A 20,287-nucleotide genomic window follows, 5' to 3' on the forward strand; every position below is an offset into this window, starting at 1 on the left:
CGCTTCGGCGCGCCATCCCCGGTGCGCGTGGATACCGCTACAGGATCCCTTCCTCCGCGTAGGGCTGCCCGTCCTCCACCCTTTCGTATCCCAGGCGCGAGAGGTCTATCGTCTGGAAGCCGCCATGGACGATCAGTTCGGCGATGCCGCGCCCGGCGGCCGGCGCGTGCATCATCCCGTGGCCGGAGAAACCCGCCACCGTCAGCAGATTGGGCAGCCGGCGGTTCCAGCGCCCGATGACCGGATTGCCGTCCAGCTCGTTCTGTTCGTACAGCCCGGACCATGTGCGGTGGCATCTGGCGGCTTCGAAGGGCGGGAAGCGATGGGCCACCGCGGGCCACACCACCTCTTCGAAATAATTGTGGTCCACCTCGAAGTTGTAGCCGCGCGCGGCGTCGCCGGCCACCAGCCCGCCCGAGAATCCCTTGCCCTCCGAACGAAAAGCCAGGCGCGCGACATCCTTGACGTAAGGCAGCGGCTCGATGGGGTTGCCGGCCGTGAAGTAATGCTCGAAGCGGCGCAGCGGCGACACAGGCAGGTGCATGCCGAAGAAGCGCGCCACGTCGCCGCTCCATGCCCCGGCCGCGTTGACGAAGCTGTCGGCGTACAGCATGCCGCCGCCTTCCAGCCGCACGGCCTTGGCCTTGGCCGCGTCCACGTCGGCGGCCACGACGCGGTCCTGCACGTACTCGACGCCCAGTTCCACCGCCTTGCGCCGGAACCCCCAAAGCAGTCCGTAGGGGTCGCACCAGCCATCCAGGGGCGTATGCGCGCCGGCGCCCAGGTCCGCCACGTTCATGGAGGGAAACCGGCGCCTCAGTTCGGAAGGCGTCAGCAGATCCACCGTGCAGCCATGCGCCTGCTGCCGCCGCACGTTGCGCTCCAGGTTGGCGATGCCGGCAGGCGGCACGATGAACAGATAGCCGCCCTCTACCCAATCGATATTGGCGGGCTGCGTCGCCGTGCCCATCGTCCGGTCGAACGACTTGATGAAGTCTATGCTGAACCGCGACATGGCGATGTTCTCGGGACAGGTGAACTGCACGCGGCAACCGCCCGAGGCCCGCAGCGCGGAGGCGAACTCGTAGCTGGGATCCGGCTCGATCACGCAGACCGACAGGCCGGGGTCGGCCTGTTTCAGGAAGAAGGCGGTGCTGGAACCGACGATGCCGCCGCCGATGATGGCGACGTCATGGCGAGGACATTGGGCTGGACTCATATGCGCATCCGTAGGGGCATGAAAGGGCGATCATGCCACTCCCCGCGGCGGCTGGCTGTTGGAGATTGCCCTGCCCGGAGCCGGTATCCGCGCATTCCGCCAGCCCACGCTGCCGCGTGCCGCATGAGATCGCTTCAACGGCCCCGCCTGGAATTCCTGGACCGCCATGACCACACAGGCGCCGTGGTCAAGCCAGGGCGTCCGGGCCCAGCCTTGGGCCCATCCCGCTTCTGAACGCACCTTTTTGTGGAGCAACCATGTCCAACGTGCAGAACGCTTACTCGCCCCCCGTCGCCTACGGGTCGCTGCAACCGTCGCCGCACCGCCGCCGCGACGGCGATGCAAAACAAGCGGGCCCGTCATGGCATCCGCCTCTTACCCGCGCCGCGGACCGGATGGCCGATCTGCTCGCTTCCGTCGGCGGCGATGCGGATGCCGATACGTCCGGCGTCCTGCCCCAGGCCGCATGGGACACGCCCTTGACGGCAGAGGAATTCCGCGCGGGCCGCTTCGACTAGATGCTCGGGCAGTTTTTGCCACGGATGAGCGCCACCGCCATTGCCGCGCATGTCCGGGTCCGGGCGAAAGCGCGCACGGCGCTTGCCCATGGACAGCGTCCTCCCGCCGCACTCGCGCGGCTATCCCAGGAGCAGCCATGAGCTTCGACCCCGATGCCCGCGCCGAAGGCGGCGACGTCCGTTTCACGATGCACTTCCCCGAAGGCCTGCGCACGGTACGCGTTTCGGGCGCCGCGCTGCGGGAGTACTTCGGCGCCGACGACAGCGACGCCCGCCTGCTGGATGCATACCGCGCCAACTTTCGCAGCATCCATGCGGTGGCCCAGCAAGTGGGCGCCGCGCGCGCCGGCGACATCATGGTGACATCCGCGGACCTGCGGGCGGCAGACCATGCCGGGCAGGAACGGCGGCCATAGGTACGAGGCTTGCAGCAACGCCGCGCCGCGGGAAGGACACACGTCCCGCGCAACGAAGTGGGCGGCTCCCACGACATCAGCAAGCGGCGGAATAGTGAAGCTCAGCAGCCTTTCATTTCTGGACGGAGAGATCATGCCGGATCGATATGCGCTCTCCCGCAACAGCGGCCCCACCATCCTGGTCCCCGCGGAAAACCTCAATCCGCAACTGGCCTGGGACGATGTTCCGGAAGACACGGCATCGTTCGCCCTGCTGTGTGTCGACCTCGATGCGCCCGAAGACCGGTCGGGCGTCAACAACCCCGCCATCGTGCTGGCCGTCGACAGTCCGCGTGGCGTGTTTTATCACTGGGTGCTGGCCGATCTGCCGGGCACCGTGCGCGAGATCGACGAAGGCGCTTTCGTCGCACTGCCTGGGGATCCGGGCACGGCCGCCTACGCCACGCCCCCTTGCCGGCGGGGCCGGAACGACTATGCCGGCACGCCCGGCCGGGACGAAAGCGTGGGACAGGGCTATGGCGGACCGGAGCCTCCCTGGAACGATGCCCGCCCGCATCGCTACCGTTTCACGGTGTACGCCCTGTCCGTCCCGCGCCTGGCGCTGCCGGAGCCTTTCACGGGCCCGGATGTGGTCCAGGCCATGCAGGGCCTGATACTGGCGGAATGCTCGCTGACGGGGACCTACACCTTGAACCCCGCGCTCGCGGCCACGCAGGTGGGCTCGCCATCGATAACCTGATCCCAGGCAGCTTGCCATGACCGACTCCGACTTCGCCCCGCTCGCCGCCGACGCCCGCATCCTGTCGGAACTGGTGCGCCTTATCGCCGGCCAGCAGCCCGACCCCGAAACCTTCATCGCCCAGATGAAGGTGGACGTGCTGGCCTGGCTGGATCAGCATCGTCCGCAGTGGCCGGCGGACGCGCGCGCGGCCTACGAGGCGCGCGTCGACGACGTACTGGGCGCGGCACAGAACCGCTCGGTCGGCGGCTGAGCCGCCCGCACCACTGCCTGTGAACATCGGCCGGGATCGCGGCCGGGCCTTATAGCGGTCCTGCCGCCGCGCGGATCGGCGCCCGGCCGGTTCCTTCCCGTTCCTCCATGCCTCGAACATGCCGGCGCGTCCCGCCACGGACGGCAGCCGCGACGTGCCTGTTGACAGGAATATGTCCTGTACATAATATTATGTATAGACATATAAACAGCGTGATGCAAGGCGCCGGCGGGCATGCGGCAGGGGCCGCGGCCGCCTCCCATCGGTGGACGGGTGACATGGAAGACAAAGTAGTGGTTCTAACGGGTGCCGGCGGCGGCATCGGGCGCGGTATCGCGCACGCCCTGGCGCGGGCCGGCGCCCGCGTGGTGGTCAACGACGTCGGCGTATCGCTTTCGGGCCAGGGCGGCGACAGCGGCGTGGCGGAAAACCTGGCCGAAGAAATCCGCGCGGCCGGTGGCCAGGCGGTCGCATGCACCGACAGCGTGTCGGATTGGGACAGCGCCCGCCGCATCGTCGCCTGCGCGCTGGACACCTACGGCCGCATCGACGCCGTGGTCAACAACGCCGGCAACCTGCGCGACCGCTTCTTCCACAACATGGAAGAAGACGAATGGCGGTCCGTCATCGACGTGCACCTGCATGGGACCTTCTTCGTGAGCCGCGCGGCCGCGCCGCATTTCCGCGCGCAGAACGGCGGCGCCTACGTCCACATGACGTCCACCTCGGGCCTGGTGGGCAATTTCGGCCAGGCCAATTATTCCGCCGCCAAGCTGGGCATCGTCGCCCTGTCCAAATCCATCGCGCTCGACATGCAGAAATACGGCGTGCGCTCCAACTGCATCGCGCCTTTCGCCTGGAGCCGCATGACCGACTCCATTCCGGCCAACACGCCGGAAGAGGCGGCGCGCGTCGAGAAGCTGAAGAAGATGGAAGCCGGCAAGATCGCCCCCATGGCGGTATTCCTGGCCAGCGATGCCGCGGCCGGCGTCACCGGGCAGATCTTCGGCGTGCGCGCCAACGAGATCCTGCTGTTCAGCCAGCCCCGCCCCGTCCGCTCGGTGCACATGAGCGAGGGCTGGACGCCGCAATCGATCGCGGACATCGCCATACCCGCCATGCGCGCCAGCTTCTACGCACTGGAACGCTCGCCCGACGTGGTGAGCTGGGATCCCATCTGAATTTTCGCGAGGAATCCGCATGTCCAAGGAAAACAATGGGCGCGGCGACAGCCCGCCCCCGGGCCCGCTCGGTCCCGAACAGACTTATTTCCGCTATCTCGCCGATGGCGAGTGGCGCCTGCCCCACTGCCGCGCCTGCGGCAAGGCGCAGTTCTATCCCCGCATGGCGTGCCTGGCCTGCGGCGGCCAGGACTTCGACTGGGTGGCGCCGTCCGGCCTGGGCACGATCTATTCCACCACCGTGATGCGGCGGCCGGCCCAGGCCGGCGGCGACCGCAACCTGTGCCTGGTCGACCTGGACGAAGGCGTGCGCATGATGAGCCGCGTCGAGGATGTGGATCCCGCCCTGCCCCGCATCGGCGACCGCGTCCGCGCGCACATCCGCCGCGAGGGCGAACAGAACCTGGTGGTGTTCACCCTGACGGAGCAGGCACGATGAGCGGAAACGCATTGCGCGGCGCGGCCGCGGTGGTGGGCGTGGGCCAGGCCGGCATGGGTTCGGCCGCCGGCTACACCGAAATGGAAATCCTGGCGCAGGCAGCGGCGCGCGCGGTGGCCGATGCCGGCTTGCGCATGTCGGACATCGACGGCCTGTGCACCTGCAGCGCCTCGGCCACGATGTGGGCCATGCCGGTGGCCGAATACCTGGGCATCCGGCCGGCCTTCATCGACAGCACCATGCTGGGCGGCTCCAGTTTCGTCGCCCACCTGCTGCCCGCCATCCAGGCGCTGGCCGCCGGCGTGTGTAACGCGGTGCTCGTGTGCTACGGCAGCACGCAGCGCACCGGCACCGTCAACCGCGCCGCCGTGGGCAAGATGCGCCAGGTGCTGGACCCGCAGCCCTACGAAACGCCCTACGAGCCCATGCAGCCTATCAGCGCCTATGCGCTGGCGGCGGCGCGGCACATGGCGCAGTACGGCACCACGCGCGAACAGCTGGCGGAAGTCGCGGTCGCGGCACGAGCCTGGGCGCGGCTCAATCCGGAAGCCTACTCGCGGGACCCGCTGTCCATCCAGGACGTGCTGGACGCCCGCATGGTGTGCGATCCGCTTACCGTGCGCGACTGCTGCCTGCTGACCGATGGCGCCGGGGCCTTCGTGCTGGTGCGCGCCGATCGCGCCCGCGACCTGCCGCATCCGCCCGCCTATGTGCTGGGCAATGCCACGGCCGTCTGGCACCGGCAGATCTCCAGCATGGACGACCTGACCGTGACGGCGGCGGCGGAATCGGGCCCGCGCGCCCTGCGCATGGCCGGCATGTCGACGGACGACATCGACCTGCTATGCCTGTACGACGCCTTCACCATCAACACCATCCTGTTCCTGGAAGACCTGGGCTTCTGCCCCAAGGGCGAAGGCGGACGCTATGTCTCCGGCGGCGCCATCGCGCCCGGCGGCAGGCTGCCCGTCAACACCAACGGCGGCGGCCTGTCCTTCGGCCACCCGGGCATGTACGGCGTCTTCCTGGTGATCGAGGCCGTGCGCCAGCTGCGCGGCCAGGCGGGCGAGCGGCAGCAGCCCTGCGAGGTGGCCCTGGTGCACGGCAACGGCGCGACGCTGTCCAGCCAGTCCACGGCCATCTTCGGGACAGCCGCGGCGCTGTAGCGCCGGACGCACGGAATACGCATAGAACGAGACAGAGATGATCAACAAGATATTCCCCTCCCTGCGCGAAGCGGTGTCCTGCATCCACGACGGCGCATCGGTCATGGTGACCGGCTTCGGCGACTCGGGCCTGCCGCGCGAGCTCCTGCACGCGCTGATCGACCACGGCGCGAAGGACCTGACCATCATCAGCAATAACGCCGGCACCGGCACCACCGGCCTGGCGGCCTTGCTGGCGGCCGGCCGCGTGCGCAAGATGATCTGCACGTATCCGAAGTCCTCCGGCGCGGACGTATTCACCGCGCTGTACCGGGAAAAGAAGATCGAGCTGGAACTGGTTCCCCAAGGCACGCTGCTGGAGCGCATGCGCGCCGCCGGCGCGGGACTGGGCCCCTTCTACACGCCCACCGGCTACGGCACGCCCATCGCCGAGGGCAAGCCGCAGTGCGTGTACCAGGGCAAGGGCTACGTCATGGAAGAACCGCTGCGTGCCGATTTCGCGCTGGTCAAGGCCTGCCACGCGGACCGCTGGGGCAACCTGACCTACCGCCTGGCGGGCCGCGGCTTCGGCCCCGTGATGTGCATGGCGGCGGAGACCGCCATCGTGCAGGTGGACGACATCCTGCCCCTGGGCCTGATCCATCCCGAATCCGTCGTCACCCCCGGCATTTTCGTCGGCCGCGTCGTACGCAAGGACAGCAAATGAGCCAAAGCGCCAACAAACTCAGCCGCGACCGCGTCGCGCAACAAGTGGCCGCCGAGATCGCCCCGGGCAGCTACGTGAACATCGGCCTGGGCATGCCCACGCTGGTCGCCAAGTACCTGGATCCCGCCAAGGAAATCATCCTGCACAGCGAGAACGGCATCCTGGGCATCGAGGACGTCACCGCCGGCGACCCGGGCGACGAAGACCTGATCAACGCCAGCAAGGCGCGCCTGCAGCTCATTCCCGGCGCGTCCATCTGCGACCAGTCGCTGTCCTTCGCCATGATGCGCGGCGGCCACCTGGACGCCACCATCCTGGGCGCCTTCCAGGTTTCCTGCCAGGGCGACATCGCCAGCTGGGCCACCAACGATACCGAGGCGGTGCCGGGCATAGGCGGCGCCATGGACCTGGTCGCCGGCGCCCGCAAGGTCATCGTGGTGATGGAGCACACCACCCGCGACGGCCGGCCCAAGCTGCTGCGCGATTGCACCTTTCCGCTGACCGGCAAGGGCGTGGTGGACACCATCTACACGGACATGGCCGTGATCGACGTCGACCCCGCGCGCGGTTTCGTGGTGCGCGCCATGGCGCGCGGTCTGAGCCGCGAAGCCCTGCAGGCCGCGACGGCCGCGCCCCTGAGCTACGCCGACGACGTGGCCCTGATCTGACCCAACCCCTATCGACACCCGCGCCATGAAGGCACATCGACCCACGGGCGCATACCGGAGACAAGCACGATGAAACGATTGATCCAACAGTTGCTGGGCGCCGCGGCGCTGAGCCTGGCCACGGTGGCGCACGCCGCGTCCTTCCCCGACCACGCCGTGGAGATCATCATCCCCTACCCGCCCGGCGGCACGGCGGACGCGGTGGCGCGGCCGCTGTCGGCCGCGCTGCAGGAAAAACTGGGCGTGCCCATCGTCGTCTCGTACAAGCCGGGCGCCGGCGGCGTCATCGCCACCCAGTATGTGGCGCGGGCCAAGCCCGACGGCTATACCATGGTGATGGTGCTGGCCGCCCACGCGATCAATCCCAGCCTGTACCCCAACCTGCCCTATGATTCCGTCAAGGACTTCACGTCCATCGGCATGGTCGCCAAGCTGCCGCTCGTCCTCTATACCAACCCCAAGTTCCCGGCCAAGACCGTGCCGGAGTTCATCAAGTACGCCAAGGACAACCCCGGCCGCCTGTCGGTGGCATCGGCGGGCAACGGCAACACCAGCCACCTGGCCACGGAGCTCTTCGCCACCACCGCGGGCGTCAAACTGCTGCACGTGCCGTACAAGGGCGGCGGCCCGTCGGTCACGGCCGCCATGGGCGGCGAAGTGGACGCGGTGTTCGCGGGCCCGGACTCGCTGCACCTGGCCAAGGCGGGCAGGCTGCATACCGTGGCCGTCACCAGCCCCGAACGCCTGGCGCTGATGCCCGACGTGCCCACGGTCCAGGAGGCCGGCCTGAAGGGCTACGAAGTCCAGGGCTGGTACGGCCTGCTGGCGCCGGCGGGCACGCCCGATAACGTGGTGGGCGTCCTGAACAAGGCGCTGACCGAAGCGGTCAAGGATCCCAAGTTCGTCAAGACGGTCGAAGACCTGGGCTATATCCCGTCCCCCTCCGATCCCGCCGGCTTCATGGACTACATCAAGCAGGAAACGGCGCGCTGGGCCAAGGTCGTCAAGGACGCCGACATCAAGCTCCAGTAGCGGCAACGCCCGGCGCGCTCCGGCCACGGACGCGCGCGGGGTCTCATCATCGAACCCGAGCAGCACCGACACTATGCCTATTTCCGTAATCGAATCCGCTATTTTCAAAGATATGTTCGGCACCGCCGCGATGCGCGCGGTGTTCGACGACGCGGCCACGCTGCGCCGCTACGTCGAAACGGAGGTGGCGCTGGCACGCGTGCAGGGCCGGCTGGGCATCATCCCGCAAGCCGCCGCCGATGCCATCGCCGCGCGCGCGGACGCGGCCGCCCTGGACCTGGATGTGCTGCGGCACGAAACCGAGATCGTCGGCTATCCCATCCTGCCGCTGGTCCACCAGCTGGCGCGCATGTGCGGCCCGGAGGGCGAATACCTGCACTGGGGCGCCACCACGCAGGACATCATGGATACGGCCACGGTGCTGCAGGTGCGCGAGGCGCTCGACCTGATCGAGGCGGACCTGGTCGAACTGGACGGCATCCTGGACAGCCTGGCGCAGCGCTACCGCGACGCCCCCATGGCGGGCCGCACCCATTTGCAGCATGCCCTGCCCATCACCTTCGGCTACAAGGCCGCGGTATGGCTGCTGATGGTCCGCCGCCACCGCGAGCGGCTGACCCAGCTGCGGCCCCGCGCGCTGGTGGGCCAGTTCGGCGGCGCGGCGGGCACGCTGGCCTCGCTGGGCGAACAGGGCATCGCCGTGCAAGAGGCGCTGATGCGCGAACTGGGGCTGCATGCGGCGCCGGTCACCTGGCACGTCGCGCGCGACGGCCTGGCCGAAACCATCCAGTTCCTGGGACTGGTGGCCGGATCGCTGGGCAAGATCGCGCTGGACGTGATGCTGATGATGACCAACGAAATCGCCGAAGCCTTCGAGCCCTTCGTCAAGAGCCGGGGCGCCTCCAGCACCATGCCGCAGAAGCGCAATCCCATTTCCTGCGAACTGATGCTCAGCGCCTCCAAGACCGTGCGGCAACATGCAGGACTGGCGCTGGACGCCATGGTGCAGGATTTCGAGCGCGCCACCGGGCCCTGGCATATCGAGTGGTCCGCCATTCCCGAATCCTTCGTCCTGACCGCCGGCGCGCTGCGCCAGGCCAAGTTCATGCTGGGCGGACTGGAGGTCGACACCCGGCGCATGCGGCAGAACCTGGACCTGACCGGCGGGCTGATCGTCGCGGAAGCCGTGATGATGGGCCTTGCGCCCTACCTGGGCCGCCAGACCGCGCACGACGTGGTGTACGACGCCTGCCGTGCCGCGCTGGCGGAACGCTGCCCGCTCGCCCAGGTGCTGGAACGCGAAGCCCGCGTCACGCAGCACCTGGACCGCGCCGCCATCGACAGGCTGTGCGACCCGGGCAATTACCTGGGCGCCGCGCCGCGGATGGTGGATCGCATGCGGGCCTTCCCGGCACGCTGACGGACCGGCTGCGGGCGCGTAGGCATGCGTCCGCCCGCATGCCGGCGCGATGGAAATAAAACGACTTTGTCGTGGTCATCCGCGAAACGGGGTTCTAGCCTCCGCGAGCCAGCCCGCGCATCCCGCCAGCGCGCCCTGGCCGCCCACATACATCGCGCCCTGGCGGTAGAACCGCCAGGCGTCCAGCCCGGCCTGGCCGCGCAGCACCCATACGGCGCCGGACGGATCGCTCCAGGCCACGCGCGCCTGCGTGCCCTCCAGCGCGGCCAGTACCCCGGCGCCGGTGGCCCCCGGACGCAGCACCACGGTCAGGGTGTCGCCGCCGCCGCGCAGCGGCAACAGGTTTGCCGTTCCGGCGAGCAGGCAGGCGCCCACCAGCCCCATCGCCAGCCCGGCAGGCGCGGACGGCGATGCGCCGGGACGCCGCCGCATCCACCATCCCACCGCCAGCGGGACCAGCCCGAAGGCCACCAGCCAGGCCAGGTCCCAGGCCAGCGGATAGTCGCTGTCCATGCGGATCCGGTGGATGCGCGTGATCCAGTGCGACAGCAGCGCGTCGACGACGTGCCATACGCCGAAGCCGATCCAGAAATTCGCCAGCAGCCGCCTGCCGGCGCGCGGCAAGGACAAATCGGCGCGCGCCCGATACAGCATATAGAAGCCAGCCAGCGCGATGACGTACATCAGGGCGTGGAACAGGCCGTCGGCCATGATCTGTATCCGCAGGTCGGCGAAGCGCGCGGACGTCAGGCCTGACAGCAGGTGATGCCACTGCAGGATCTGGTGCAGCAGTATGCCGTCGAAGAATCCGCTCATGGCGAAGCCCAGCGTGTAGCCCGCCCAGGTATAGGAAGAGGAATAGCGGGTCGCCGCCCGCCGCGGGATGAATGTCCGGTCCATGCTGTCCTCGCGCCGATTGTCCTCGCGCCGATGCGCGCCCCATGGCGCGCCCCGGGCCGCCGCAGCATCTTCCGCGCCCGCTGCGGCGGGGCCGCATCGCCGCTTGTAAGGCGGACGGGAAATGCCTAAATTTTGCTTGTCGGGGCCGGCCGGCGTCCGTCGTCGCGTGCCACCGCGTTGGCATGCCGTCCCGGCCCGAGCCCCGGCGGAATCGCTGCGAGGTGAACATGGAGTTGTTCGAAACCATCAAGGCGCACCATGACGCGATGCGCCTGCCCTTGTACGCCGTCACGGTGACGGCGGCTGCCCGTGTCGATACGCCCGTCCTGCTGATGCTGCACTGGCATGGCTTCCGGCGCGAGACGCCGGTGCATGTGCCGGGCGTGCCGATGCCGCCCCGCCCGGTGCCGGGATCGGCGCTGCAGATCGACGCGCATTGGGATTCCATGGCCACCGTCGACCAGGCCATGCTGGACGCCGCCTGGCGGTTCGGCGCCTGGGACGTCGAACGGGTCACCCACCGCCCCTGGCGGCGGCTGGGCGCACCGGCCGCGGAGGCCCTGGCCTGCCGCCGCGCCTTCGGCGATTACCCCGACGCGGAGGACGGCATCGAAACACTGGTCGCCGACCTCCCGGACCGCCCGGCCTTGATGGAGATGGCCGCCCGGCGCGGCTACGTCCGCTGGATGTTCCGCCCTCGCAAGGCCGGCGTCTGGTCCCAATTGGGCGACGAAGACAGCACGGTGGACGAAGGCGGGGGCCGCCCGCCGCCCTGCCCGGTCCGCCCGCGCCCCTGGATGGAGGCCCGCGACCAGCGCTTCGTCTACCGGCTCGGCCGGGTGGATCGGCTCATTCTTCCTGATACACACTGATACAACGTCGCCGTCGGACACCCTCTTGAAGCGCCTGGCGGCCGTCCCTACATCACGTCCGCGGACCGGCGACTACCGGTTCGCGGATGCCTTCCCCCGGCCACGGGCAGGGCCCGGCGCCGGCAAGGCATCGATCCGTTTCAGGTGATCTGTCATCGCTTAGGAGATCAATCATGAAGATTCGTCCCCTTCACGACCGGGTTATCGTCAAGCGAATCGAAGAAGCGCGCAAGACTGCCTCCGGCATCGTGATCCCGGACTCCGCCACCGAAAAACCCGAACAAGGCGAAGTGATCGCGGTCGGCAGTGGCAAGGTGCTGCAGGACGGCACCGTCCGCCCCATGCAATTGAAGGCCGGCGACCGCGTGTTGTTCGGCAAATACTCCGGCCAGACCGTCAAGGTAGACGGCGAAGAGCTGCTGGTCATGCGCGAGGAAGATGTCTTCGGCATCTTCGAGCAGGACAGCGGCGAACTGAAAAAAGCCGCGTGATCGCGGCCAGGCTATCTATGCGAGTGGAGTAGAACATGAGCGCGAAAGACGTCAAATTCCATGACACTGCCCGTGCCCGCGTGGTCAAAGGCGTCAACATCCTTGCCGATGCCGTCAAGGTGACCCTCGGCCCCAAAGGCCGCAACGTGCTGCTGGAGCGCAGCTTCGGCGCCCCCGTCATCACCAAGGACGGCGTGTCCGTGGCCAAGGAAATCGAGCTGAAGGACAAGTTCGAGAACATGGGCGCCCAGGTCGTCAAGCAGGTCGCCTCCAAGACCGCCGACGTGGCCGGCGACGGCACCACCACGGCCACCGTGCTGGCCCAGGCCATCGTGCAGGAAGGCATGAAGTTCGTTGCTTCCGGCATGAATCCCATGGACCTGAAGCGCGGCATCGACCAGGCCGTGACCGCCGTCGTCGACGCCCTGCGCAAGCAGTCCAAGCCCATTTCCACCGGCAAGGAAATCGCGCAGGTGGCGGCGCTGTCGGCCAATGCCGACGAGGCCATCGGCAAGATCATCGCCGACGCCATGGATAAAGTCGGCAAGGAAGGCGTGATCACCGTCGAGGACGGCAAGTCGCTGGAAAACGAGCTGGACGTGGTAGAGGGCATGCAATTCGACCGCGGTTATCTCAGCCCCTACTTCATCAACGATCCCGAAAAGCAGGTTGCCACCCTGGACGACCCGCTGGTGCTGCTGCACGACAAGAAGATCTCCAACGTCCGCGAACTGCTGCCGGTGCTGGAAGCGTCGGCCAAGGCCGGCAAGCCGCTGCTGATCGTGGCCGAGGATGTCGAAGGCGAAGCGCTGGCCACGCTCGTGGTCAACAGCATGCGCGGCGTGCTCAAGGTGGCGGCGGTGAAGGCGCCCGGCTTCGGCGACCGCCGCAAGGCCATGCTGGAAGACATCGCCATCCTGACCGGCGCCACCGTGATCTCCGAGGAAACCGGCAAGCAGCTGGAAAAGGCCACCCTGGAAGACCTGGGCAGCGCCAAGCGCGTCGAGGTGCAGAAGGAAAACACCATCATCATCGGCGGCGCGGGCCAGCAGTCGCGCATCGATGCGCGGGTCAAGTCCATCCAGGCGCAGATCGAACAGGCCACTAGCGACTATGACCGCGAAAAGCTGCAGGAACGCGTGGCCAAGCTGGCTGGCGGGGTAGCGGTCATCAAGGTGGGCGCCGCGACCGAAGTCGAGATGAAAGAGAAGAAAGACCGCGTCGACGACGCCCTGCACGCCACGCGTGCCGCGGTGGAAGAAGGCATCGTCCCCGGCGGCGGCATCGCCCTGCTGCGCGCCCGGTCGGCCATCGGCCAGCTCAAGGGCGCCAACGCCGACCAGGATGCCGGCATCCGCATCGTGCTGCGGGCGCTGGAAGCCCCCCTGCGCGCCATCGTGGCCAACGCGGGCGAAGAGCCCTCGGTGGTCGTGGCCAAGGTGCTGGAGGGCAGCGGCAACTTCGGCTACAACGCCGCCACCGGCGAATATGGCGACCTGCTGGAATCCGGCGTGGTGGACCCCACCAAGGTCACGCGCACCGCCCTGCAGAACGCCGCCTCGATCGCCGGGCTGATCCTGACCACCGATGCCACCGTCGCCGAGCTGCCCAAGGAAGAAAAGGCGGCCGCGCCGGCGCCGGAAATGGACTATTGATGGCGGAGTAGCGGCCGGCAATTGATGAGTAGCCGGACCCGTCCATAGCGGCACCAAGCCGCGCCGCGATACGGCGGCGCGGCTTTTTTCATTTGCAAGGACGGGCAGGAATGACGCTTGCCCCTGGCACGTTCCGGCCGACTTCCGGCTCCCCACTTCAAGAGACCGCCATGAACGCCACCGAAATGCCCTTCGACGCCGCGCAACCCGCCTCCGGTCGCGGCCAGCCGCTGTACCAGCGCCTGATGCCCCGCGCCACCAGCATGATCCGCCTGGACCACACGCACGTGCTGTCCACATTCCATCGCTACCACGAGGACCTTCCCGCTTCGCGCAAGGCCGGCCTGGTCGGCGTCATCTGTACGGCGCTGGAGATCCACGCCACGCTCGAAGAAGAGATTTTCTACCCCGCCGTGCGGGCGGTCACGGACAACGAGGTCCTGCGTAAAAGCGTGCCCGAGCACATGGAGATGCGGCGCCTGATCGACGAACTGCGCACCATGACGCCGGACGATCCGCGCTATGACGAGACCCTGATGGCGCTCATGCGCGACGTCATCCATCACGTGGCCGACGAGGAAACCGTCGTGCTGCCCGAAGCGGAAAGACGGTTCTCCGAAGCGCGCCTGCAGGAGCTGGGCCGCGAGATGACGCGCCGCCGGCTGCAACTGGCCTGTCCGCGGACGGGGCAAATCGCGCGCGACATGGCGCGCGGCATGCCGATGGCCACCTTCACCTTGGGCGCCCTGGCCGTGCTGGCCATGGGCTGCGCGGTGCGGGCCGCCTTGCGCTGAAGCTACTTCAGCTCGCGCGCCAGCAGTCAAGCCTGCGGCGGCTGGCCATTGGACGCGGTCAGTCCTCCGTCCACGGGCAGGTTCACGCCATTGACGAAGCGCGCGTCGTCGCTGGCCAGAAAGGCGATCACGGCGGCCACTTCCTCCGGCTCCGCGCCGCGTCCCATCGGGATGCGCTCAGCGAATTTGTCCATCAGCTCGCGGTTGCCATACATATCCCTGGTCAGGTCGGTACGCGTCAGGCTGGGGCAAACGGCATTGATGCGGATGCCGTCGCGCGCATGGTCCATGGCCAGCGCGCGGGTGAAGTTCGTGACGGCGCCCTTGGCGGCGTTGTAGAAGCTCAGGCCCCAATCCCCGCCCAGGCCCGAAACAGAGGAAACATTGACGATGGACCCGCCCGTCTCGATCAGGTGCGGGATGGCCGCGCGGCATCCGTGGAAGACGCCGTCCACGTCGGTCGCCATGACCTGCCGCCAGTCGTCCATGCTGGCCTCCGTGATCTTGCCCTCCGGCGCCACTCCCGCGTTGTTGACCAGCACATGCAGGGCGCCATGGCGCGCTATCGTGGCATCGACGACGCGCTGCACGTCCTCCATGCGCGATACGTCCGCCGCGCAGATCATTACCCGGTCGGCCGGCATGCCGGCCGCGGCCTTGCGCAGCTTTTCCTCGGTGCGGCCCACCAGCACTACCCTGGCCCCCTCGTCGGCGAAGCGGCGCGCGGTGGCCTCGCCTATGCCGGACCCGGCTCCCGTCACGATGACAACCTGGTCCGTGAATCGCGTCATGTTCATGCCGTGCCTCCTGATTGCTGAGCAAGGGCGCCGGCCGCCGAGGCAGGCGGCGCCGCGAAGAATCAGGCGGGACGCAAACGGCATACCGCCACGCGCCGCCGGTCGCGGAGCCCCCTCGCCCGCCCCGCGCGCGAGCGCGTCTCACCCGCGGATACAGAAAAGTACCTGCCCGCAAGCCGCGCACCCTATCCGAAACGGCGCGCCGCTGACATGCTGGCACTACCGCCGCAGCGATGCGCCGCGCTTGTCTTGGCGAGCGGTTCCGCGGCCACAGATCGGGGACTCGACATGCACCGCGAACAATTTCGGCCACGCCCCATCGAGCGGGCAACCCCGCCCCGGACAACGCTGCTGGCCTCCGCGCCACTTGCCGTGATCCTGTGGGCTTGTACATCCGCGGCGGCCCAGGCATCCGGCGCCGGCACAGTCACGTGGCGCAACCTGGTAAATGCGCCGCTCAAGGTGATGTGGGACGCGCACAACGACTGCGTAACGAACCCGGGCATGAAGACTTTCGACGTCGTACAGGATCAAACGCTTCCGCTTCCCTTGAACATCAAGAGCGGCTGCGACGCCTACATCCGCTGGACGGCCACCCAGGACAGGATGACGCTAGGCAAAACGGTGGCCACCATCAGCTATACCGAAAGGGCCGGGACGGAAGCCCTCGTCACGATCCGGTACACCACCTTGCCGCAGAATGTCCGCTCGCTCGACTACCGGGTGGCGTGCGGAACCAAGGCCGAAAACTGCCGGAACAGGCTGGTTCCGCTGCCCGACGGCAAAACCCGTGTCTCCATCCTTGTGCCCACGCTGCCTGCTGAGTTCAGCGTCTTGCTCGTCAGCCTTCGGAATCGCAAGAGTCGCTAGGCCGCGCCGGCACGGGCGCGCGGCACGGCCTATCGCGTCCTGTTCCGGGCAGACTAGCCCTGCGCGGCGATCTTCCGTATCGCCTGCTCGAAAACCTCGACCGGCTGCCCTCCGCTGACGAGATACTTCCGATTGAAGATGATCGCCGGCACGGCTTGGATACCCATCCCCAGGTATTGCTGCTCCTCGGCGCGCACCTCGTCGGCATACCGGCCGCTTTCCAGGACATCCCGCGCACGATCGGCATCCAGGCCGACGGACCGTGCCGCGTCGACCAGCACATCGTGCTTGCTGGGATCCTTGCCATCTGAATGGTAGGCCTGCAATAGCGCCATCTTCAGGGGCAATTGCTCGCCCTCGACCCCGGCCCAGAACAGCAGGCGGTGCGCGTCGAAGGTGTTATAGACCCGTGTGCGCGGACCGAAGCTGAACCCCACGCCGGCACCGCGCTCCCGGATCATGGCCTGCGATTCAGCGATCTGCTCGGGCGTGCGGCCGTACTTCCGGCCGATATAGTCGACGATGGCTTCGCCTTCCGGTCCCATATCGGGATTCAGCTCGAAGGGATGCATGACGATCTGCGCCTGAACCAGGCCGCCCACGTTCTCGAGCGCCCGCTGCAGCGAGGACAAACCGATTGCACACCAGGGGCACGCCACATCGGACACGAAATCTATTCTCAGGGCCAGGGTCACTGACGTACCTCCGTTCTCGCAAGATTCTCTGAACGCATATGTCGTCCCCGTTACTCAGGCCTGCCCCGTCGGGGCAGATCATCCTTTTACTCATGTCGCGGACGCTTCGCGAGGTCATGCCGACATGTCGCCGACAACAGTAGTAGGACGGAGACGAGATGCATCATCTTAAGCGAGACCTGGCGGCCATTGCCTTGGCGAGTGCCGCCATGCCATGGGCGGTAGCGGCGTCCGACCAGGAAGCGGCGTACCCGCAACGTCCCGTTACCCTGGTGATCGGTTTCCCGCCCGGTGGTAGCGCCGACGCGCTGGCACAACTCATTGCGCACCGACAGCCACCCCAACCGATGTCGTCGAAATACTGAATCGGTCGATAAACGCCGCGCTGATGAACCCCGCCTTGCACGACCCCATGGCGCGGCAAGCCTTCGCCACACCCCAGCCCCCCAACACGCCGATGGCCTTCCAGGAACTGATCGCGGAGGAAACCGAGCGATGGAACGGCGTGCTACGGATGCGTAATATCAAGCCGCTTCGCTGAGCCGGTGTCGCAAACTACTTTGATTGTTCTGGATTTCTGGCGGACAGAGGGGGATTCGAACCCCCGATACGCTTTTGACGTATACACGCTTTCCAGGCGTGCGCCTTCAACCACTCGGCCACCTGTCCTGATCCGGTACTGCTGCGGGCTGCGGAAGCCCGTCTTGCCTGCTAAGACCGGTTTCCCGGCGTTTTCCTGCGTTTTTCGCCTATGGGCGCGGGCGGGCCGATTACCGCTCTGCCCACCGCTGCCCCACCGCTGCCCGTTTGCCCGAAACCCGCGGGCCGCTACCACGGCCCTGCCTGCCTCGGCCATCCGGCCACCCAACGCACGGATCGGCATAGGATCCGACCCGGAAAACGGCAATCCGCGATTCTAGCAGAGTTTTGCGGCCGCTGTCGCGTCGCCTCAGCCCGGCTGCGCGAACACCACCGTATCGCTGGACTCGATTCTGCAGAAGCGCCCGATGCTGCCGATGGAATTCTCGTGTTCCTGCGCGCTGTGTGCCGCGCACAGATCCTCCAGCACGATCATCTCGTAATCCCGGTCGTGGCCGTCCCGCACGGTGGCCTGCACCACCGCCTGGGTGGACACGCCCGAGCAATAAATCCGCTGTACGTTGCGCGCGCGCAGTTGCACTTCCAGTGTCGTCGAATAAAACGGGCTGACCCTGTGCTTGACCACCTGGACGTCGCCGGGCCGTTGCTCCAGGTCCGGGTGGATCTCCGTGCCCCAGGCGCCCAGCTTGAACAGGCCATGCTGCGCCGCCGCCGCGAACACCGGCGATGCCGGCGGGCATTCCGGATAACCTTCGGAAAACCCGACCCGCACGAAGCCTACCGCGACCCCGGCCGCGCGGGCCTTGGCGATGGCTGCCGCGGTCTTGGCGATCAGCTGGCGCTCACGGACCTGCGCCCCCAACGGGGTGTTCCCGGCCGGCCCATCCGGGTGCACCAGATCGTTCTGCATGTCCAGCACCAAAAAAAGAGAAGTGGCTTTGCCCATTTCGCTCTCCCTGTTCAAGGCTGATCGGGACAACCGACGGCGCTCGAACAAAACTGAACGGCTCACGACCGAAGCCGTTCAAGACCATCGAAATGCCCGGACCGGAATACTGCTCAAAGCAGACGATGCATCGGTCACCCCGCCTTGGGCAGCGGCCCCGCTCGTCAGAGCTCCAGCGCCAGATATCCTTCGACCGCCGCCAGCACGGTCTCCATCTGCACGGTATGCGCGAACCGGAACGGCTCGCCGTATATGGTCTCGTCCGGAAACTCCGAAATCAATACCAGCGGCACGTCTTCCCCGACGCCTTCGGTGCGCTGCACGGGTATGCCGTTCATCACCTCGAACCCGCGCTGCAGGGCGTGCGTCTCGAACATGCGCATCTGGCGGGCATTGAACTCCACCAGGCCCGGCACTTTCTCGGCGAGCCGCGCCGACACATGGCGCAGCAGCGTATCGGCCTGGTCCACCCAGCCGGGATGGTGCCGCAGCACCAGGAAGAATCCCTTGGGCACCGTCCATAGCTCGAAACCCCGCGGCAGGTAACCGGACAAAGGCCGCGTCCATTCATGCGCCGGATAGCCATGCAAGTTGACGTGCAACTGCGCGCCGCTCAGCTCATAAGCCTTGCGGCGCGCTTCGCGCTCGTACCACGGCGCGCGCTCGCGATAGGCCAGGTCATCGCCCAGGGCCGAATAACGCGCCGCATGCGCCATGTGGCGCGGATTGTGCTCGCACAACTCGCGGTGCAGCGCATAGCCGTCGGGGTTCTCCGACGCGAACAGCACGAAGTGCGCACCCGGCTGCCGCCGCAGCACCTGCGCGGCACGCAGGGCGCCAACCACGCCGGACGTCTCGTTGGCATGCTGGCCGCCGGAGATGACCACGGGCTTATTCGAGCCCTTCAGATAGGTACAGAGCACCGGGCGGCCCTGCCGCGTACGCGCGGTGTAGGGCTCGCCCCCGATGCGTTCCATCTCGTGCGCGATGCGGCCGAAGGACAGCGCGCCGTCCACCTCGTCCAGCGGCAGGCCGGCAGCGTCCGGCGCCACCTGGGCGACGGCGGGAAAGGATTGCAGCGCCACGCGCACGCGCGCCGGTCCATCGACACGCCGCACATCGGGCACGATCTGCCCGGGTTGCAGGCCGCGATTGCCCAGCGGCCGCCCGGAATGCCGCTGGAACACCTCCAGCAAACCGAAGTACAAGTCCTCGTGCAGCGCCTCGACCGTGCTGATGACTTCGTCGTGGTAGTGCAGGTCGCGTTCGATCCCCGGGATATCGACGCGGATGTCCAGGCGCTCGAAATAGGGCTCGGTGTCCCCCCAGCGATGGTCGCGCACGGCGGCGACGATCGCGCTGAATGCCTGGGAAAACTCCGTGGGCCGCGCTTCGTCGATCTCCACGCCGTCCTCGCGCCCTTCCACCCGCACCCATCCGGTGGGCGACAGATTGACCACGCCGGCATGGTCGTCGGCCACGCGATTGGGCGCGAACACGGACGCCGTCTCCACACGGCCGTCGGCATATTGCAGCGTTACCTCGTAGTGCAGGTCGGCGTCGCCCGCGACGAATTCCAGGTCGATGCCGTCCAGCAGGCCGGCCAGGGGATAGGCCTCCAGGGAGAAACGGCGCTGCACCGCTTCCTGCCGCACGGGATAGCGCACGGACACCGCTTGCAGCCCTTCGGTGTCGACCTCTTCCAGGAAAAAATGCACCAGCGGCTTGTAGGCGCTGCGGAACACCGCCGTCACGCCCACAGCGGCCAGCCGGCGCTCCGCCGCGCGGCGCGCCGCCTCGTCCTCGAACAGCCAGGCCTGCACCCGCGCGCCGCGGTATTCGTCCTGCCCGAACTCACGCACCCACGCGTCCAGCGTGCGGTCGATACTGCGGTCCAGCAACACAGTCAT

General features: G+C 67.6%; 23 protein-coding genes and 1 tRNA gene. 17 read left to right on the top strand and 7 right to left on the bottom strand.

The window, feature by feature from the left end:
- Positions 1 to 37: 37 nt before the first annotated feature.
- Positions 38 to 1,219, bottom strand: a complete 1,182-nt coding sequence (locus BAU06_RS22305; RefSeq protein WP_066355767.1) for an NAD(P)/FAD-dependent oxidoreductase — start codon at positions 1,217 to 1,219, stop codon at positions 38 to 40.
- A gap of 257 nt (positions 1,220 to 1,476) precedes the next feature.
- Here BAU06_RS22305 and BAU06_RS22310 point away from each other — a divergent pair, with 257 nt between their 5' ends.
- The 11 genes from BAU06_RS22310 (at position 1,477) to BAU06_RS22360 (ending at position 9,757) form a co-directional block, all read left to right on the top strand.
- A complete protein-coding gene (locus tag BAU06_RS22310) occupies positions 1,477 to 1,737 on the top strand; it encodes a hypothetical protein (RefSeq protein WP_066355770.1) in 261 nt (86 codons plus the stop codon).
- Positions 1,738 to 1,874: 137 nt separating this feature from the next.
- Positions 1,875 to 2,153, top strand: a complete 279-nt coding sequence (locus BAU06_RS22315; RefSeq protein WP_066355772.1) for a hypothetical protein — start codon at positions 1,875 to 1,877, stop codon at positions 2,151 to 2,153.
- A 133-nt stretch (positions 2,154 to 2,286) separates the two neighbouring features.
- Positions 2,287 to 2,892, top strand: a complete 606-nt coding sequence (locus BAU06_RS22320; RefSeq protein ID WP_231933936.1) for a YbhB/YbcL family Raf kinase inhibitor-like protein — start codon at positions 2,287 to 2,289, stop codon at positions 2,890 to 2,892.
- A gap of 16 nt (positions 2,893 to 2,908) precedes the next feature.
- The gene (locus BAU06_RS22325; RefSeq protein WP_066355776.1) at positions 2,909 to 3,145 is read left to right on the top strand and encodes a hypothetical protein; all 237 of its coding nucleotides are present in this window, start codon (positions 2,909 to 2,911) and stop codon (positions 3,143 to 3,145) included.
- Between the two features lie 278 nt (positions 3,146 to 3,423).
- Positions 3,424 to 4,326, top strand: coding sequence for an SDR family NAD(P)-dependent oxidoreductase (locus tag BAU06_RS22330; protein WP_197509366.1), 903 nt, complete (start codon positions 3,424 to 3,426; stop codon positions 4,324 to 4,326).
- 19 nt (positions 4,327 to 4,345) lie between these two features.
- The gene (locus BAU06_RS22335) at positions 4,346 to 4,765 is read left to right on the top strand and encodes a Zn-ribbon domain-containing OB-fold protein (protein WP_066355779.1); all 420 of its coding nucleotides are present in this window, start codon (positions 4,346 to 4,348) and stop codon (positions 4,763 to 4,765) included.
- Positions 4,762 to 5,931, top strand: a complete 1,170-nt coding sequence (locus BAU06_RS22340; RefSeq protein ID WP_066355784.1) for an acetyl-CoA acetyltransferase — start codon at positions 4,762 to 4,764, stop codon at positions 5,929 to 5,931. The genes BAU06_RS22335 and BAU06_RS22340 overlap by 4 nt, the downstream gene beginning before the upstream one ends.
- 37 nt (positions 5,932 to 5,968) lie before the next feature.
- Complete coding sequence (locus BAU06_RS22345) at positions 5,969 to 6,637, top strand: 3-oxoacid CoA-transferase subunit A (RefSeq protein WP_066355787.1); 669 nt, start codon at positions 5,969 to 5,971, stop codon at positions 6,635 to 6,637.
- The gene (locus tag BAU06_RS22350; RefSeq protein WP_066355788.1) at positions 6,634 to 7,305 is read left to right on the top strand and encodes a 3-oxoacid CoA-transferase subunit B; all 672 of its coding nucleotides are present in this window, start codon (positions 6,634 to 6,636) and stop codon (positions 7,303 to 7,305) included. The genes BAU06_RS22345 and BAU06_RS22350 overlap by 4 nt, the downstream gene beginning before the upstream one ends.
- 69 nt (positions 7,306 to 7,374) lie before the next feature.
- Entirely contained in the window at positions 7,375 to 8,337 is a 963-nt protein-coding gene (locus BAU06_RS22355) for a Bug family tripartite tricarboxylate transporter substrate binding protein (RefSeq protein ID WP_066355790.1), read from the top strand.
- A 73-nt stretch (positions 8,338 to 8,410) separates the two neighbouring features.
- Complete coding sequence (locus tag BAU06_RS22360; protein WP_066355792.1) at positions 8,411 to 9,757, top strand: class-II fumarase/aspartase family protein; 1,347 nt, start codon at positions 8,411 to 8,413, stop codon at positions 9,755 to 9,757.
- A 75-nt stretch (positions 9,758 to 9,832) separates the two neighbouring features.
- On the opposite strand, the gene BAU06_RS22365 is transcribed toward BAU06_RS22360, so the two are convergent.
- Entirely contained in the window at positions 9,833 to 10,657 is an 825-nt protein-coding gene (locus BAU06_RS22365; protein ID WP_066355794.1) for a DUF2243 domain-containing protein, read from the bottom strand.
- Between the two features lie 227 nt (positions 10,658 to 10,884).
- On the opposite strand from BAU06_RS22365, the gene BAU06_RS22370 reads away from it, so the two are divergent.
- The 4 genes from BAU06_RS22370 (at position 10,885) to BAU06_RS22385 (ending at position 14,469) form a co-directional block, all read left to right on the top strand.
- On the top strand, positions 10,885 to 11,529 hold the full coding sequence (locus BAU06_RS22370; RefSeq protein WP_066355795.1) for a diguanylate cyclase: 645 nt from the start codon (positions 10,885 to 10,887) through the stop codon (positions 11,527 to 11,529).
- A 173-nt stretch (positions 11,530 to 11,702) separates the two neighbouring features.
- Positions 11,703 to 12,020, top strand: coding sequence for a co-chaperone GroES (gene groES, locus BAU06_RS22375; RefSeq protein WP_066355799.1), 318 nt, complete (start codon positions 11,703 to 11,705; stop codon positions 12,018 to 12,020).
- A 35-nt stretch (positions 12,021 to 12,055) separates the two neighbouring features.
- Entirely contained in the window at positions 12,056 to 13,675 is a 1,620-nt protein-coding gene (groL, locus tag BAU06_RS22380) for a chaperonin GroEL (RefSeq protein WP_066355801.1), read from the top strand.
- A gap of 263 nt (positions 13,676 to 13,938) precedes the next feature.
- Complete coding sequence (locus BAU06_RS22385) at positions 13,939 to 14,469, top strand: hemerythrin domain-containing protein (protein WP_066359575.1); 531 nt, start codon at positions 13,939 to 13,941, stop codon at positions 14,467 to 14,469.
- A gap of 26 nt (positions 14,470 to 14,495) precedes the next feature.
- Here BAU06_RS22385 and budC read toward each other — a convergent pair whose 3' ends face one another.
- Positions 14,496 to 15,260 carry a meso-2,3-butanediol dehydrogenase gene (gene budC, locus BAU06_RS22390; protein ID WP_066359577.1) on the bottom strand — a complete coding sequence of 255 codons (765 nt, stop codon included), beginning with the start codon at positions 15,258 to 15,260 and terminating at the stop codon, positions 14,496 to 14,498.
- A gap of 294 nt (positions 15,261 to 15,554) precedes the next feature.
- Here budC and BAU06_RS22395 point away from each other — a divergent pair, with 294 nt between their 5' ends.
- The gene (locus BAU06_RS22395) at positions 15,555 to 16,136 is read left to right on the top strand and encodes a hypothetical protein (protein ID WP_066355807.1); all 582 of its coding nucleotides are present in this window, start codon (positions 15,555 to 15,557) and stop codon (positions 16,134 to 16,136) included.
- Positions 16,137 to 16,189: 53 nt separating this feature from the next.
- On the opposite strand, the gene BAU06_RS22400 is transcribed toward BAU06_RS22395, so the two are convergent.
- Positions 16,190 to 16,831, bottom strand: coding sequence for a DsbA family oxidoreductase (locus tag BAU06_RS22400; RefSeq protein ID WP_066355809.1), 642 nt, complete (start codon positions 16,829 to 16,831; stop codon positions 16,190 to 16,192).
- Between the two features lie 388 nt (positions 16,832 to 17,219).
- Between BAU06_RS22400 and BAU06_RS26780 the strand changes: the two genes are divergently transcribed.
- Positions 17,220 to 17,372 carry a hypothetical protein gene (locus BAU06_RS26780; RefSeq protein ID WP_415834849.1) on the top strand — a complete coding sequence of 51 codons (153 nt, stop codon included), beginning with the start codon at positions 17,220 to 17,222 and terminating at the stop codon, positions 17,370 to 17,372.
- 37 nt (positions 17,373 to 17,409) lie between these two features.
- Here BAU06_RS26780 and BAU06_RS22410 read toward each other — a convergent pair.
- The 3 genes from BAU06_RS22410 to BAU06_RS22420 all read right to left on the bottom strand — a co-directional run bounded on the left by BAU06_RS22410 (position 17,410) and on the right by BAU06_RS22420 (position 20,287).
- Positions 17,410 to 17,500, bottom strand: a tRNA-Ser gene (locus BAU06_RS22410).
- 280 nt (positions 17,501 to 17,780) lie between these two features.
- A complete protein-coding gene (locus BAU06_RS22415) occupies positions 17,781 to 18,377 on the bottom strand; it encodes a cysteine hydrolase family protein (RefSeq protein ID WP_066355813.1) in 597 nt (198 codons plus the stop codon).
- A gap of 164 nt (positions 18,378 to 18,541) precedes the next feature.
- Positions 18,542 to 20,287 (bottom strand): M14 family metallopeptidase, encoded by a 1,746-nt coding sequence (locus BAU06_RS22420; protein ID WP_066355815.1) that lies wholly within the window; start codon positions 20,285 to 20,287, stop codon positions 18,542 to 18,544.

It is taken from the genome of Bordetella bronchialis (assembly GCF_001676705.1).
GTDB classification, from domain to species: domain Bacteria; phylum Pseudomonadota; class Gammaproteobacteria; order Burkholderiales; family Burkholderiaceae_B; genus Bordetella_C; species Bordetella_C bronchialis.

Excerpts from the sequence above, each read along its gene's own strand:
- BAU06_RS22305 (WP_066355767.1), bottom strand. The coding sequence starts at position 1,219 with ATGAGTCCAGCCCAATGTCCTCGCCATGACGTCGCCATCATCGGCGGC.
- BAU06_RS22310 (WP_066355770.1), top strand. The coding sequence starts at position 1,477 with ATGTCCAACGTGCAGAACGCTTACTCGCCCCCCGTCGCCTACGGGTCG.
- BAU06_RS22315 (WP_066355772.1), top strand. The coding sequence starts at position 1,875 with ATGAGCTTCGACCCCGATGCCCGCGCCGAAGGCGGCGACGTCCGTTTC.
- BAU06_RS22320 (WP_231933936.1), top strand. The coding sequence starts at position 2,287 with ATGCCGGATCGATATGCGCTCTCCCGCAACAGCGGCCCCACCATCCTG.
- BAU06_RS22325 (WP_066355776.1), top strand. The coding sequence starts at position 2,909 with ATGACCGACTCCGACTTCGCCCCGCTCGCCGCCGACGCCCGCATCCTG.
- BAU06_RS22330 (WP_197509366.1), top strand. The coding sequence starts at position 3,424 with ATGGAAGACAAAGTAGTGGTTCTAACGGGTGCCGGCGGCGGCATCGGG.
- BAU06_RS22335 (WP_066355779.1), top strand. The coding sequence starts at position 4,346 with ATGTCCAAGGAAAACAATGGGCGCGGCGACAGCCCGCCCCCGGGCCCG.
- BAU06_RS22340 (WP_066355784.1), top strand. The coding sequence starts at position 4,762 with ATGAGCGGAAACGCATTGCGCGGCGCGGCCGCGGTGGTGGGCGTGGGC.
- BAU06_RS22345 (WP_066355787.1), top strand. The coding sequence starts at position 5,969 with ATGATCAACAAGATATTCCCCTCCCTGCGCGAAGCGGTGTCCTGCATC.
- BAU06_RS22350 (WP_066355788.1), top strand. The coding sequence starts at position 6,634 with ATGAGCCAAAGCGCCAACAAACTCAGCCGCGACCGCGTCGCGCAACAA.
- BAU06_RS22355 (WP_066355790.1), top strand. The coding sequence starts at position 7,375 with ATGAAACGATTGATCCAACAGTTGCTGGGCGCCGCGGCGCTGAGCCTG.
- BAU06_RS22360 (WP_066355792.1), top strand. The coding sequence starts at position 8,411 with ATGCCTATTTCCGTAATCGAATCCGCTATTTTCAAAGATATGTTCGGC.
- BAU06_RS22365 (WP_066355794.1), bottom strand. The coding sequence starts at position 10,657 with ATGGACCGGACATTCATCCCGCGGCGGGCGGCGACCCGCTATTCCTCT.
- BAU06_RS22370 (WP_066355795.1), top strand. The coding sequence starts at position 10,885 with ATGGAGTTGTTCGAAACCATCAAGGCGCACCATGACGCGATGCGCCTG.
- groES (WP_066355799.1), top strand. The coding sequence starts at position 11,703 with ATGAAGATTCGTCCCCTTCACGACCGGGTTATCGTCAAGCGAATCGAA.
- groL (WP_066355801.1), top strand. The coding sequence starts at position 12,056 with ATGAGCGCGAAAGACGTCAAATTCCATGACACTGCCCGTGCCCGCGTG.
- BAU06_RS22385 (WP_066359575.1), top strand. The coding sequence starts at position 13,939 with ATGATCCGCCTGGACCACACGCACGTGCTGTCCACATTCCATCGCTAC.
- budC (WP_066359577.1), bottom strand. The coding sequence starts at position 15,260 with ATGACGCGATTCACGGACCAGGTTGTCATCGTGACGGGAGCCGGGTCC.
- BAU06_RS22395 (WP_066355807.1), top strand. The coding sequence starts at position 15,555 with ATGCACCGCGAACAATTTCGGCCACGCCCCATCGAGCGGGCAACCCCG.
- BAU06_RS26780 (WP_415834849.1), top strand. The coding sequence starts at position 17,220 with ATGAACCCCGCCTTGCACGACCCCATGGCGCGGCAAGCCTTCGCCACA.
- BAU06_RS22415 (WP_066355813.1), bottom strand. The coding sequence starts at position 18,377 with ATGGGCAAAGCCACTTCTCTTTTTTTGGTGCTGGACATGCAGAACGAT.
- BAU06_RS22420 (WP_066355815.1), bottom strand. The coding sequence starts at position 20,287 with ATGACTGTGTTGCTGGACCGCAGTATCGACCGCACGCTGGACGCGTGG.